Annotated in this window: 14 protein-coding genes; 3 read left to right on the plus strand and 11 right to left on the minus strand. The window is 53.9% G+C overall.

Going from position 1 to position 14,099, the window contains the following annotated elements; translation table 11 throughout:
* Window positions 1-152: 152 nt before the first annotated feature.
* The 3 genes from ACOCF6_RS16655 (at window position 153) to ACOCF6_RS16665 (ending at window position 3,125) form a co-directional block, all read left to right on the plus strand.
* On the plus strand, window positions 153-1,394 hold the full coding sequence (locus ACOCF6_RS16655; protein WP_482461453.1) for an ice-binding family protein: 1,242 nt from the start codon (window positions 153-155) through the stop codon (window positions 1,392-1,394).
* Window positions 1,395-1,774: 380 nt separating this feature from the next.
* Window positions 1,775-1,987, plus strand: coding sequence for a hypothetical protein (locus ACOCF6_RS16660; RefSeq protein WP_482461454.1), 213 nt, complete (start codon window positions 1,775-1,777; stop codon window positions 1,985-1,987).
* Between the two features lie 295 nt (window positions 1,988-2,282).
* Window positions 2,283-3,125 carry an alpha-1,2-fucosyltransferase gene (locus tag ACOCF6_RS16665; RefSeq protein WP_482461455.1) on the plus strand — a complete coding sequence of 281 codons (843 nt, stop codon included), beginning with the start codon at window positions 2,283-2,285 and terminating at the stop codon, window positions 3,123-3,125.
* A gap of 561 nt (window positions 3,126-3,686) precedes the next feature.
* Here the strand turns inward: ACOCF6_RS16665 and ACOCF6_RS16670 are convergent.
* The 11 genes from ACOCF6_RS16670 to ACOCF6_RS16720 form a co-directional block, all read right to left on the minus strand.
* Entirely contained in the window at window positions 3,687-4,838 is a 1,152-nt protein-coding gene (locus ACOCF6_RS16670; protein WP_482461456.1) for an ice-binding family protein, read from the minus strand.
* Between the two features lie 443 nt (window positions 4,839-5,281).
* Window positions 5,282-6,223, minus strand: a complete 942-nt coding sequence (locus tag ACOCF6_RS16675; protein WP_482461457.1) for a TerC family protein — start codon at window positions 6,221-6,223, stop codon at window positions 5,282-5,284.
* A complete protein-coding gene (locus ACOCF6_RS16680; protein WP_482461458.1) occupies window positions 6,205-6,447 on the minus strand; it encodes a PGPGW domain-containing protein in 243 nt (80 codons plus the stop codon). The genes ACOCF6_RS16675 and ACOCF6_RS16680 overlap by 19 nt, the downstream gene beginning before the upstream one ends.
* A gap of 78 nt (window positions 6,448-6,525) precedes the next feature.
* Window positions 6,526-6,810 (minus strand): TFIIB-type zinc ribbon-containing protein, encoded by a 285-nt coding sequence (locus tag ACOCF6_RS16685; protein ID WP_482461459.1) that lies wholly within the window; start codon window positions 6,808-6,810, stop codon window positions 6,526-6,528.
* A 362-nt stretch (window positions 6,811-7,172) separates the two neighbouring features.
* On the minus strand, window positions 7,173-7,391 hold the full coding sequence (locus ACOCF6_RS16690; RefSeq protein ID WP_482461460.1) for a DUF6290 family protein: 219 nt from the start codon (window positions 7,389-7,391) through the stop codon (window positions 7,173-7,175).
* A gap of 57 nt (window positions 7,392-7,448) precedes the next feature.
* A complete protein-coding gene (gene htpX / locus ACOCF6_RS16695) occupies window positions 7,449-8,315 on the minus strand; it encodes a zinc metalloprotease HtpX (RefSeq protein ID WP_482461461.1) in 867 nt (288 codons plus the stop codon).
* Between the two features lie 223 nt (window positions 8,316-8,538).
* A complete protein-coding gene (locus ACOCF6_RS16700) occupies window positions 8,539-9,513 on the minus strand; it encodes a 4Fe-4S dicluster domain-containing protein (RefSeq protein ID WP_482461462.1) in 975 nt (324 codons plus the stop codon).
* Window positions 9,506-10,147, minus strand: coding sequence for a TorD/DmsD family molecular chaperone (locus tag ACOCF6_RS16705; RefSeq protein WP_482461463.1), 642 nt, complete (start codon window positions 10,145-10,147; stop codon window positions 9,506-9,508). The genes ACOCF6_RS16700 and ACOCF6_RS16705 overlap by 8 nt, the downstream gene beginning before the upstream one ends.
* Before the next feature lie 114 nt (window positions 10,148-10,261).
* Window positions 10,262-11,032 carry a 4Fe-4S dicluster domain-containing protein gene (locus ACOCF6_RS16710; RefSeq protein WP_482461464.1) on the minus strand — a complete coding sequence of 257 codons (771 nt, stop codon included), beginning with the start codon at window positions 11,030-11,032 and terminating at the stop codon, window positions 10,262-10,264.
* A gap of 86 nt (window positions 11,033-11,118) precedes the next feature.
* A complete protein-coding gene (locus ACOCF6_RS16715; RefSeq protein ID WP_482461465.1) occupies window positions 11,119-13,686 on the minus strand; it encodes a molybdopterin-dependent oxidoreductase in 2,568 nt (855 codons plus the stop codon).
* A gap of 10 nt (window positions 13,687-13,696) precedes the next feature.
* Complete coding sequence (locus tag ACOCF6_RS16720; RefSeq protein WP_482461466.1) at window positions 13,697-13,996, minus strand: cytochrome c3 family protein; 300 nt, start codon at window positions 13,994-13,996, stop codon at window positions 13,697-13,699.
* Window positions 13,997-14,099: the final 103 nt, after the last annotated feature.

Genomic DNA, 14,099 nt, shown 5'->3' on the forward strand with positions numbered 1-14,099 from the left:
ACGACCACAACAATTTCAGATCAGTTTGAGCTAGCGGAATATAGAACCATGAGGAGTGTTGCAGTGATTATGAGGTTAGACGTTTAGCGGATGCGCAGTAGAAGTTCAGTGAAGGATAACCGGTTGCACCAATGTCAAAGGGGATTTTTTTTATGAAACGTTTTATGTCAACAAAAGCAGGTCTTGTGTCCTTGTCGGTTCTGAGTGCCTTTATGTGCAATGTACCGACAGCCGCAGTCGCTGATCCGGGCACTCTTGGATCGGCCGCAAATTTCGGTGTTTTCGGCGGCGGCGCCGGGATGACCAACCAAGGCCTGAATACGGTTGTTAACGGCGATATCGGGACGACTGCCGATTCGACGCTGGTTACCGGCTACCACGACCTGCACGCAGTCTTTACTGAAACAACCATGAACATCGGAACAGTCAACGGGACAGCCCATACCGCTGTTGCTCCGGCCGGTTCCGTTCCCAATGCCATTGCAGCCGCAGCCGCACTCGATATCCAGAGCGCCTATGACAGCCTGTCTCCTGCCGCACTTCCGGGCGGGATCGATGTTTCAACCCTGGGTGGCGGCGCCGGTGAACTGGGCAACCGTACCCTCGCCCCCGGCGTCTACAAATCCGCACCCGGAACCTATGCCATTCAGGGCGGCGACCTCTACCTTGACGGCCAGGGCGATCCCAATGCCATCTTTGTCTTCCAGATGGGAACGTCACTGCTGGTCGGCGGCCCGGGAGTGGCATTCCCCCAGAGCGTCATTCTTGTTAACGGTGCCCAGGCCAAAAACGTATTCTGGCAGGTCGGCAGCGCAGCCACGATCAATGCCGCCGGCGGCGGCACCATGGTAGGAACGATCATCGCCGCTTCCGGCATCTCGACCTCTACTGCCGGCAATGTCGATAGCGTAACACTGAACGGCCGGGCTTTGGCCCTGCATGCTTCCGTGACCCTGGTCAATACCACCATCAATGTTCCCGGTGTGACCGTTGTAGCGGTTGAACCACCCGTTGTTGTAGATCCACCGGTTGTCATTGAACCGCCCGTCGTTGTCGTACCACCAGTCGTTCCTGCTGTACCCGGCGTTACCGTGACCGGTACCCAGGCAGCTGATGTGGTTGCAGTCGCAGCTACCGGCGGCGCTATCAATGTCCAGAACAATGGCGGCCATGTTGCGGTTACTGAAAACGGAACCGGTACGATCAACATCGTCAACAACGGCCAGCTGCTGACCGTAACCAACACCGGTAATGGCGTCGTAGCAGTCAACAACAGCTGTACTGCCGCTGTAACAATTACCAATACCGGTAACGGGAATATCACCGTGAATGCAAGCGGTTCACTTCCGATCACCCTGACCTACGCCGATGGACTTGACCACGTCTACCCATAAGCTGACAACAGCAAACAGGTAACACGAAAGGCCGTCTCCGGACGGCCTTTTCTTGTGTGTGTTTGGCGTATGGGGAAACAGGTTTGTGAACCGATTCAATCTTTAATATAGAAGCTTACTTGTTTCGAGGTATGTCTGATGCCAGCATAGGGAGGTCGCACTATAGTACGGTTTCCGCAGAAATCTGCGGCTTTTGCGGCAGATTTTTACTTCTTTGTTTCTCCTGGTATTTGTTGGTCACCTTTAAAATCGAATAGTTATCGGATTGCAGCGATTTATGCCCTCTCCGGCATGCAAGTTGCGATAAATCCCCTGACAGTGTACAAGCCATTTCGTATTCTTGTGCGCGATTTTACTTGTTATTTTCAAGGAGACAATTGATGAAAAATCTACAAAAAAAATTTCAGCCGTTGGAAGAATTAGATAGCGATGAAGTATATCGCCGTATCAAAGATTATGCCCTGGAAACAATAATCATGACCCAGAGGCTGCAAAATCTCGTATTTCTGACGTCTGAACTGCTGAATTCATTGGATCACATCTCTATTCGTCCCAATTCGAGCAATCCAAATTTGATGATATTCAAGTCTTAACCGGTACTGGCGAGATCGTACGGCTTAGAGAGACGACGGATGTGCTACGCTTCATCCGGCCTACAATCATGCGATGCGATACGTGTTATCCAACCCCGGATAAACGTTAACGAAACTTTCTGCAAAAAATGTCTACCGTACTAAAAGCGCAGAAAATAATTTCTAACGTACTAAAAATGTATTTACAAGATACGTTTTATTGGATACTACCGCTTAACGATATGAATCATATCCCACTGATATTCAAAAAAACTGCAGTGCATCGCAGCAACGATTCGATATACCGGATACTCACGTGACAACTTTTTTGGAAGAAATCGGACCTAGGCAGCTGATTACGATGTCATCACTCGGCAATCACGGTTTCGGCAACCAGATCTTTCAGTATGCATTTCTGAAAACTTATGCCCGCATACACAACCTGAGGGTTGAAGCCCCGTCATGGCTGGGTACCTATCTCTTTGGCCACAATGATCCTCCCGTAATCCGAACACTGCCGGAAATTTACTTTGATTCTGACTCACGTGACAAGGCAACGCTTGAACAGCTTGACGCTATCCAGCACGATGTGGATATCAGGGGGTTCTTTCAATTCCATACCAGCTTTTATGCACACTATAAGGATTATTTTAGGTCTCTGTTTCAGCCGGTCCCCGCCCTTGCAAACAGGCTTTCCTTGCTATATGAAACATTGCGGAGCCGCGGAAAAACCGCCATCGGCATTCACATCCGCCGCGGTGATTATGCACAGGTAAACCATCGCTATCTCTATATCACGCCAACTGAATGGTATCTGGAATGGCTGAGGGGATTCTGGGAAACGTTGGAGGAGCCCGTTCTTTTTATCGCCAGTGATGAGCCTGAAAACGTGCTTGCCGACTTTGCTGCCTATAATCCGGTCACGTATATTGATTTGGACCCGACGCTGACTCCCGATGTTTTTTGTGCCGGTTTTTATGTTGATTTCTACCTGTTAAGCAGGTGTCATGCGGTCGCGATATCCAACAGTACCTTTTCCTACGCAGCATGCATGTTGAATGAGACCGGGGTCATCTTTGCCCGGCCCCATTTGCCTACGAGGAAGCTGGTCCCGTTTGATCCCTGGAACAGTGAGGTCCTTTTGAGAGATGAAGTGTAATGGAAGTCTGCCAACTGGCTGACGTCAGAATTTCCTGCATGATCTCAGGATAGAAACTGTCGTGACCTTGCAGCCGGACCGACAGTGAAATAGTGTGAAGTGCGTCCTTCAATGGTTCGCCGGAAATAGTAAAGGCTTGCAGAAATGTTCTGCAAGCCTTTACTCGTATATCAGATGTGTTGCAGTTATGGCGTCAAACGAACGGGAATGCCTGCACTATCTATCTGCCCGGAACCGGGAGGGGCGGGGGAGCCGGCAGTCCCGGAGGAGCGGGTGGTTGCACCCAGTGACATCCCTGTACCATGAGGCTCCCTGAAGCCAGTATTGCCATTATAAGAATCATGCGAATTGTTTTCATAGCGGACCCTTTCTTCTTCCTATTTGATTGTCAGCAGCGGTGTTTGGAGTCGGGCGTTTCTTATGATACGTACACCGCATCGCCATGCCAGTTGTGAGGGTACGCGTATCAGCGGTGACGCGCTCTCAATCGCTTGATGTTCCTGGGTGGCGTGCGGTTTGTGCTGCACTTTGTATACTGTTGCCCGGACAACTGCGCTTGTCTTACAGAGCCGGAGCGGTAATGGCCGTTGCATCCAATGTTACCGCCGTCTGTGCCAAGGCCCGGCCGGTCAGCTTTGCGCCGGTATTGAAAGAAATCAGAGTCTGACTCAGGATAATCCCCTGGAAATCAGCCGCGGTTCCAAGAGTTGCCTGGCCGGCGACTTGCCAGAAGATATTCTTGGCCTGTGCACCACCGCTCAGGGTAATGATGGCACTGTTATTCACGGTGAGGTCCTGTGAAATCTGAAAGATCCAGACGTCACTAGCGCTGCCGGAAATAGTAACGCCGGCGTTTGTTATTAATACTCCGGTGCCCCATTTATAGAGACCGGGCACGAGTGTCAGTCCGCTGATATTGCCGGCACCCAGTTCGGTGAAATCGGGCAATGTTCTGCCGGCGGCATCGGTAAAGGCGATTTCCATATCGCTGATAGCCGTAGTCATCTTGGCTGGAGTTGGGGGGGCGTAGTCGGATGCGTATATTCTACCGGTTACTGGCGGTTCCGCTGAGGTTGAAAATTCATTCGAGGGATCCGCGCTCAGAGCAAATCCGGTTATGAAGCTTGCGGCGGCGGGACTGACGCCGATGTTGCCGACTACTGCGGTGGTTCCTGTGGTTGATACAGCTGATTTCGCCAGAATCACGAAATCACCGGCTGTCCCAAGGTTGACCGCCTGGCGGATTGATCCGATACCTGGTCGCACCTTAATGGCATTCACGTTGACCTTGCCCTGCTGCAGTGTGACCTTGCCCAGGATCGTTGTCGTATCTCCCGCGATTTGGGTAAACGAACTGTTGTAGCCACCCTTGAAGGTCACAACGCTCAGCAGCGGGTTGTTTGCCAACAGGGGTCCGGAAATGGTTGCGCCGCTGATTTCTATGACATCGCCATCAATGGCGGTATCATAAGCATTCTGGATGGTTGAAAGAGGAGCAGTGCCATTTATCTGCGCCGATGACAGGGACCCGGCGCCGGCTGCCAGATTCCCGCCCGCTGCTGAAAAAAACTTTGACGCCGGCTTGACCTTACTGTCTCCAATGCACACAACTTCAGTACGATCAGGAAACTGCACGATCTTGCAATCAGTGGCACCAAAAGACAGGGACTGTTCAAACAACATCAGCAGACATACGAGAACGATTTTCTTCATGGTGTTACTCCTTTTGTTTCAATCGACAATCTCTCCAACAGCAATTTCCAAAGTTTGAGTATCTTGTGAAGCCCCGTTATCGAGCATGTATGACGAAGCGGCAGGCTTCTGATGGATGCCGCTAAACGCGGTTGCAGTTATGAGCCTTGCTTCGACAGCAGGTTACAACTTGCGTGCCAGAGTCGATGTGGAGGCGGGGTGATGTGTAAGATGCTGATTTCGTGGGGTGATTGTTTTGAGGACGTATGTGAAGAGAGGTTGGAACTGTCACTATCAGCCATCGGATATGACAGAACTAGTAGATATGGTGGTTTTGGTGATATGTTGTCGCTGATGCCGTTGCACGCTGCCCGGTACCTTCCCGCCAAACCGGTGTGATCATGCAGCCCCGCATAAAACCGGCACCGACCTCATGGGGCGTCAACTCACCATTTTCCCATTTGTCAGGGATCGATCGGTATGACCTGGCTCACACGCTTTTTGCCGAAGAGCAACGATGCAGCGACTGCCAGGCCCAGGCAGGCAAAGATCACCAGTAACGAAACCTGAATCGGGATGGTAACACCCAGGGCAGTTGCGATCATCTTGCCGCCGACAAAAGCCAGGATGGATGAAATCCCCAGCTTCAGGTATACGAACATCCCCATGACGCTGGCCAGCAGGAAGTAGAGCGCCCGCAGCCCCATGATGGCAAAGATGTTGGACGTAAAGACGATGAACGGATCAAGGGTCACGGCAAAGATGGCCGGAATGGAGTCAATTGCGAACAGTACATCGCTGCTCTCGACCATTACCAGTGCCAGGAACAGCGGACTGGCTACCAGCAGTCTTTTCCGGCGTTTGAAAAACCAGTCTCCCCGCACCCGGTTCGTGAAGGGAAACAGCTTGCGGGCCAACCGGACCAGCAGGTTCTTGTCCGGATGGACCCCTTCTTCCCCGCCAAAGGCCATTTTCCAGGCGGTAAACAGCAGCAGCACTCCGAACAGATAGAACATCCAGTGGAAGGTAGTCAGCAGTTCAATGCCGGTGAAAATAAAGAGCCCCCTCAGGACCAGCGCCCCGATGATACCCCACTTGAGGATGCGGGCCTGGTGCTCGCCGCGGATCTTGAAGTAGCTGAAGATCATGATAAAGACGAACAGGTTGTCGATTGAGAGCGACTTCTCGATAATATAGCCGGTGAAGAACTCCAGCGCCTTGGTTTTACCCAGCATGGCATAGATGCCGATATTGAATGCCATCGCCAGCGAAACCCAGACCATGCTCCAGGTCAGCGCCTGGCGGAATGAAATCGTGTGGGCCGTGCGGTTCATCCCCAGGTCGATCGTCAGCATGACGACCATCAGCACACCGAAGATCCCCCACATTATGGTTTGTTCCGACATCCGTTTCCTTTCCTCATCCGGGCAAAGCGCTCTTTTACCGTAATTAGCAGTTTTCTGGCCCAGACGAACTCCGTGGCGAGAATCGCCAAGCCGACCGGGATTACCACAATCGCCGGGCCCGGCAGCACGATCATGGCAACTCCGGCAGCCAGGATCGTGAAGCCGACCACGATGACGATCAGGCGCTTGGCCTGATCCAATGTCCTGAAAACAAAATGCTTCATGGTACATCCCTCGTAACCTTCAGGACAAGCGTACCACACATCCCCTTGAGCTTCCAGTGAGCTGCGCCGCCGATTGAATCAGTCGAACAGCTCCTGCAGAAACGATTTTTTTTGGTGCGGCTTATAGCCGTGGGAATCCCTGTGGCCATAATTTTGGGCATGTCCGTCCGCATAGGCCTGTGGCTGTGGTGCCTGCTGGTGCAGTGGCGGAGGAGCCGATACCTGTGGAGCAGATCGTTCGAGGATCTTGTCGAGTTCCCCCCGATCCAGCCAGACCCCCCGGCATTCCGGACAATAATCGATTTCAACACCCTGGCGCTCGGACATGACGAGATTGACGGTGGTACATACGGGACATTTCATGCTGGTATTCTCCTTTTAGTAAGTTAGAAAATGTTTTCTGCGATTTTTATGCAGAAAATATTTACGTTAACGCACTTATCCTGCTCAGCAGGACTGGTACGATAGAAATTTTTGCAGAAAAGTTCGTTAACTTAGTTATCCTGTTTTTCAGGGTTAGGGTTGATGTTCACTGGCAATGCGAATCAAGAACCGGCTTGATATCCTGCCGGCATGTTTCCTGTGCCGCCTGTGCCTGTACAGCCCATACAAATGCCATTGCTGCAAGCCCAATCATCAGTATCTTCATAGTACCTTTTCACCTCCTTGTTGGTTGTGTCAGTATGCCGGAAAGTATCCGATCATCCGCTTCAGTTCTGAGTGCGCTACATGCATAGTTTGCGCTGCCTGGATCTCCAGAGGTCAATGGCCTCCCGCATGATTTCGGAGATGCTTTTGGAGGTGGTTTTGGTCAGTTTTTCCAGGGTTTTCTTTTCGTCATCGTTGATGCGCAGTGAAATGACATTCTGCAGCTGCTCGGTTTCCTTTTTCTTCTTTTTGAATGATTTCGGTTCCTTGCTGATAAGTTTTCTGGTGTACGACATGGTTTCCTCCTGTGTGGTGTTGCGGGACAATAATGTCCAGCGCTTGGGGTGGTCAGTTCAGTGCGTGCGGGTGGCCAGTGCTTCAAGTCGTGCGATGCGTTCCTCCATTGGCGGGTGGGTCGAGAAGAGTGACATCAGGCCGCCGCCTGTCAGCGGGTTGACGATAAACATGTGGGCCGTGGCAGGTCGTTGCTCCTGCATTGGTATGGCCTGGGAGGCATTGTGCAGTTTGCGCAGGGCGCCTGCCAGTGCCAGCGGTCGGCCGCAGATCCCGGCGCCGGAGGCGTCCGCCAGATATTCACGGGAGCGGGAGACCGCCATCTGGATCAGCATGGCGGCGATCGGTGCGATGATCGCCATGGCCAGCGAACCGATCAGGCTACCGGCTCCGCCGCCGCTTTCATCATCGCTGCGACCGGCGCCGAACATGGCACCCCATTGCAGCATGTTGCCGATCATGGATATGGCCCCGGCAAAGGTAGCGGCGATGGTGGAGATCAGGATATCCCGGTTTTTCACGTGGGCCAGTTCATGGGCCATGACCCCTTCCAGCTCATCGGGTGAAAGTATTCGCAGGATTCCTTCCGTAGCGGCGACAGCGGCATGATCGGGGTTGCGGCCGGTGGCAAAGGCATTGGGGGATTCGTCGGGGATGATGTACACCTTGGGCATGGGCAGCCCGGCCTGTCGGGCCAGACGTTCAACCATGCCATAAAAAGCGGGGTGATTCTCACGGGTGGTTTCCCGGGCGTTGTACATCCTGAGGACAATTTTGTCGGAAAACCAGTAGGAGCCGAAGTTCATGACAGCCGCCATGAAAAAGGCGAACAGCATGCCCCCCTTGCCGCCGACGGCGCCGCCCATGATGACCAGCAGAATGGTAAGCAGGGAAAGGAGAAGGGTGGTTTTGAACGTGTTGATCATTGTAAATACCTCCGTCGATTTTGCGTCGCCGGAGGTAATAAAAAAGACCTTTACCCACGGCGAAATACGCATTGGATAAAGGTCTTGCTTGCAATCTATATTGTTCCCGGTCCGAGTCTTGCGACTGTGTTGACGAACGCGGGATCAGCCATGTCTCCGGCTGATAGCTACTCCCCTTTATGTTGATGTAAATGTAAGTATCCGTTCCGTGTTTGTCAAGTAGTCATTTTACGGAAGTAGATCCTGTTGATATTTCAGCCGGTTTCGGATCGCCATACAATGTGCGCATCCGCACTGCTCCGTCCAGGCAAAATTCCTGACACAGGCCGCAGCCGGAACACAGCCCTTGATCAAAGGTCGGCAACAGGTCGGATTCCTTTGTCTGCAGCGCACCGGTAGGACAGATGGCAACACACCCCTGGCACGCGCTGCAGGTTTCAGCTATTGAGACACATGAGTCGAAGTGATTCCTTAACCTGACTGCCAATTCCTGGGTGAGGCTGCTTCTGGTTCTGTTCAGCACTGCCCTTCTGATCGGTACCCGCTTCACAGCGTATTCGATGCGGCGCTCGGATGTGACATCGGCGCCGGAAAGAATGGTGTCTGCGCTCTTGAACAGGGCCGTGCGAAACGCATTGAAGAAACCCCGGCGGTCTACTGATTCGCCGCGGTAATGGATATCATGCGCTGTATCTGCAATACGCATACAGCAGCCTCCATCCAGCAATCCTGCCCCGGAAAGTGTGTTCAGGCGCAGCCGCAGACAGGGGATCATTGCGCTGTTGGGACAGTTTGCACAGGCACTCAGGTTGAGGGTAAGTTCCCCGACCAGGGAGTGGCAGAGGGCCAGAAGGTGCTCTTCAGAAAGGCCCCCTAGGCAGGCCAGGGCGGCGTTGGCATGCTCTCTGGTGCGAATGCAGCCCAGCACGGGTTCAGGAACCTTGGAGAGTTGCGCCAGACAGGCGTCGATATCGCTATTCTGTTCCAATGCTCCAACCGGACAGACTGCGGTACAGAGCAGGCAGCCGCGGCACTGCTCCGGATTGATGGAAATGCCGTCGTCCAGTGTAACAGCCCCGTGGGGGCAGATGTCGGTACAATGACGGCAGCTGCTTTCGCTGTACCGCATCCGCAGACAGCGGGAGGCATCAATAACCAGGTCATCCCTGCTGCCGGTTACAGTTCCGTTTTCAGCCATGGTTGCTGCAGGTCAAGGCGGCATGGTCGGCAGAGACAAAAGCGGCGGTACAGCGCGCGATAGCCTGGTAGAAGGGTGCTTCGGCGTCAGTGATGATGGCGGACGTAAACGGCTCCAGCCACGGCAGCAGGAACCTGTCGAGAAATGCCCTTTGGAGAGACACGATTCGGAAGACTTCATCTGTATCACCCGAGACCTCCACCTCGCGTTGCTTGAAGGCCAGGAAAGACATGAACTCCAGCTCAACGGCAAAATGGTCCGGCAGTTCGTGGAAGTCATCGGCCAGTTGCAGTCCGCAGTTGTGGTAGAAAGCCGCAACCCTGGCAGTGGAATCGCCCATGACGGTTTTGGCGTCGTCAAGATAGATCGAACCGTAGGGTGGGGCCACCAGCTGGAAGGGGCCGATGAAGAGGCGGGCATGTTCGACCGCCAGAGCGTCAAGGGAACTTTTGCTGCTTGCAGCAACTGCTTCAAAGGCATATTGAGCGGCATCCGGAGCGACAGATGCAAGAAGCGCCGCAAGGGTTGCGCAGCACTTCTCCTCGATCAGTTCATTTGATGGTGGATAGAAACAGGCCGCCAGCAGACGGTAGACATCTTCGCGTGTTGCGGTGATAGTGTTGTTTTCTGTCATGGCAATTAATTCCCAACCGGACAAGTCGAAACCAAAAGTATATATTTCAAGATTGAAAAAGGATGGGACTTACGCCCCATCCCGAAGATTACATCAACACAACACTACTTGCTATCAAACCTTATTCCCGCCTTTAAAGGCGCGGATATACGCTACATTGGGCCTGGTGCCCTTATCTTCCTTGAGGCGCGTCGGCTTGTATTTTTTCAACATCTTGGCCGGTTCGCCGGCAGGATCGTTCAGGTCACCGAAGATGCGGGCCTGGGCCGGACAAGCCGCCACACAGTTGGGCTGTTCACCTTTGTCAACACGGTGGGCGCAGAAGATGCACTTCTCAACCACACCTTGCTTGCGGATGTTATCGTAATCGGGGTGAACGTACTTGTGCTGGTTGGGAATAACAGCGCCGGCCGCTTTGGCGGTTTCGGCGCCCGAGGCGGTGCAACCGGCTATCAATACGCTGGTATCGCGTGCTGCTGCGTGGGGGGCTTCTTTTCCGATATTGGCACTGATAACCGAGTAGGCCGCTTTCTCCTTGGCTACATCTGTGGCGCTGTAGGGGCAGGCCTTCTGGCAGCGGCGGCAGCCGATGCAGCGTTCATCGTTGTGCATGGTGATACCGTCGGCGGTTTTGAACATTGCTTTGGGCTGCACCGGGCAGGCTTTGACACACGGTGCATCGCTGCAGTGATTGCAGAGCACCGGGATTGCAGTAAAAGCAGTTTTTGGGAATTTGCCCTCTTCCTTGTAAATAAAATCGGCCCAGTTAAAGGTCTGACCGTTGGCACGGGCCTGGGTATTGTTTTCGGTCTTGCAGGCCAGGGCGCAGGCACCGCAACCGACACATTTCTGAAGGTCAATGACCATTCCGTATTGTTTTGACATGTAATTATTTCCCCTTTCCTAGCCCTGATAAACAGGATAAGTGCGTCAACGAAGATATTTTGAGCTTGAAAATATCGTCTGACTTACTAAGCTTTTTCGATCTTGACGCCGGTGAAACCACCGTTACGTGCCGTAGCACCGCTCAGACGGTCATAATCATCAACCAGAAGTTCGTTATTGTTGCCGCCGCGCGGCTGGGCTTTGGCATAATCCTTGGCTGCAACGCGGCCATAGGCCCAGTGCCCCTGGCCGTAGCATTTGGCCACCGTGCCGGGACGGACACCTTCCCATAGCTTGGCTGTCGTAACGATGGAACCGGTGGTCGAGGTCAGGCGAACCGCATCGCCGGTCTTGATGCCGAGTTTCTTGCCGTCGATCGGGTTGATCTTGACCACATCCCCCCAGCTGTCGTCGCCCACATCGACCTTCTTGAACTCCTGATACCAGACGGTGTTGGCGCTGCGACCCTCGCGGTTGAGGCGGGATTTGTAATCGATGAAGGTAAACGGGTATTCCTTGTCGCTGCCGTGGCGCTTGGGCGACTCGTAGTGCGGCACAAAGGCCAGCTCCCCCCGGGCCTCGTAACCACTGACCTGGAGGATATCGTCGATGGTGGTCTTGTGTTTTTCGGCGTGTTCCTTGAACGCTTTCTTTAATGTTTCGCTGTAGAACTCAAACTTCTTGGTCTCGGTCTTGAACTTGCCCTCGAATTTTTTGGTATCGGGATTGTCCTTGCCCCAGTTCTTTTTGTACTTGTAGGTCTCGGAATTGTAGATGCCCTTTTTCCTGAAATCGGCCCAACCGGCAATCTGGTCGCCTTTCATCTTTTCCTTGCCGTTCCAGACCTTCTGGGAGGAAATCTTGGCGGCAATCTCGGTGAATTCGGCGGCGTTGGCCGGTTTTTTCCTGGTCTCAGGGTCTTCGAAGGAGGCGTAGTAGTCATACAGGTTGGCAAATCCACGGGCCTTGAGTTTTTCAGCCAGCAGCCACATGACTTCGATCTCTTCGGCCTTGACATTCCAAAGCGGTTTTGCCACCGGCTGCTGAATCGAAATATGGCCGTGCAGATTGGCCATGTTGCCGATAATCGAGAGCTTCTCGGTCGGAGCAAAGGTGGCCGGCAGGATGATATCGGCGTATTGGGACATCTCGGAGGCATTGGTCACCATGTGAGCGAAAAAGGGCATCTTTGCCATGACTTTTTCCCAGCGCTGAGTGCCGGTGGCCGAGAAGACGAAGTTGCTCCAGGTGCTGATAAATACCTTGATGGCATCCGGATTCTTGAGCAGGCCGTTGGCCACGTTGTTGGTGACTACGCCGCTGCCCGGCTTGCCCCCCATCATGGCCGGCATATCCTTGGCGCCGCGCCCGTCGATCTTCTTGCCGTGGCCGTGGTGCTCGGCCATTTCGTCGATAAACTGCTTCTTGATCTCCGGGAACTTCTCGGTCGGTGCGCTGGAACTCTGGAAAACGCCCCCTTCGGTCTCGATCGAGCCCAGGATGCCGTTCAGGGCGTAAACCGCCATGGAGGCGTAGGTGCCGCGCGGGGTCATGGCCACGCCGGGGCCCATCCAGACGGCACAGGCCGCACCAGCCTTGCCCATGGCGCGGGCCACGCGGATGATCTGCTCTTCAGGGATCAGGCTCTTCTTGGCGGCCCAGGCCGGGGTTTTGTCTTTCAACTCCAGGTTCCAGTACTTGATCATGCCGTGGGTCTGCTTCTCAACAAAGGCGGCTTCATCAATGGCAGCACCGGTTTTGAAGAGATTTTTGCCATCCTTGAAATCGCCGACAAACTCCCTGCTCCAGAAACCTTCGGTCAGGAGCACGTGTGCCAGGCCGGCAGCCAGGGCGCCGTCCTCGCCCGGCTTGATCGGCAGCCACTCGTTGGCCTTGGCAACCGACGCACTCATGCGGGGGTCGACCGCAATCAACGTACCGCGGTCAAGGATCCCGTTGAACTTGGCAATGGCGTTGGGCACCTGACGGTTTGAAGAGAGCGGATCGCAGCCCCAGACCACCAGGCACTTGGTCTTGGCCAGATCGTAGTCGCGGTAGCCGAAGAAGCCCTGGGTATAGCCGGGTCCCATCTTCTCGGCCTCGGCGCAGAGGGCGCTGTGGGAGTAGTAGTTGGGAGTGCCGAAAATCTTGGGCAGCGTACCGTAGAGCAGATCGGTGGCGGTGGAAGAATAGCGGCCGCGCATGTACATCAACTTCTCCGGCTCGTTGTTCTTGCGCAGTTCCATCATCCTGTCGGCAATGGTATCCAGAGCCTCATCCCAGGTGATCGGGACGAATTTCGGATCGATGCCGCGCCCTTTTAGGGGATTAGTGCGTTTCATCGGCACCTTGATCCGGTCCGGGTCATAGGTCTGCTGGATCATCAGGTGACCGCGAGGACAGCAGTAGCCGCCATTGGCCTTGGAAAGCTGGTTGCCGCGCACCTTGACGATGCGTCCCTCCTGGACAAAAAACTCCACCGGGCACCAGGCGGTACATCCCTGACACGTGGAAGGGATCCACTCTCCCTTGGGTGCGTCACCGGCCGCAGGCGCATGACTGGCAGCAAAGGCGTTCAGCTTCGGCAGCCCTATGGCAGCCACCGCGCCGGCGGCAGCGGTTACTTTCAGAAAATCTCTGCGTTTGATTTCCATTCCAATCCCCCTATTTTTTATGGCACTTGGCGCACGCGCCTTTAACCGAAAATGCTTTCTTCCCATTGTGGCAGGCGCCGCAGGATTTGCCCGCCCGCATCTGCTTCATGGTGACGGACCTGTGCTGACCCTTGCTCAGGTAGAGTTTGTCATGGCACTCGGTACAGGCCTGAGCCATTCCTGCCACATGGGTCTCGTGACTGAACAGGACATCGCCCCCCTTGTTCTTCAGGGTAATGTCTCCTCCGCCGACGGATGCAAAAACCGGCGTGGCAATCAGCAATAAAGCGATAACAAGCGAGCCCTTCATAACTACCTCCTCAATGGGTTTGCAAATCGCAGAAATTATAACCGTGTTTACGGATTTATCAAGCGGATAATATCCGCTCATGCGGATAAATAGCTCTATTGAC

This window comes from Geobacter psychrophilus (assembly GCF_056821595.1).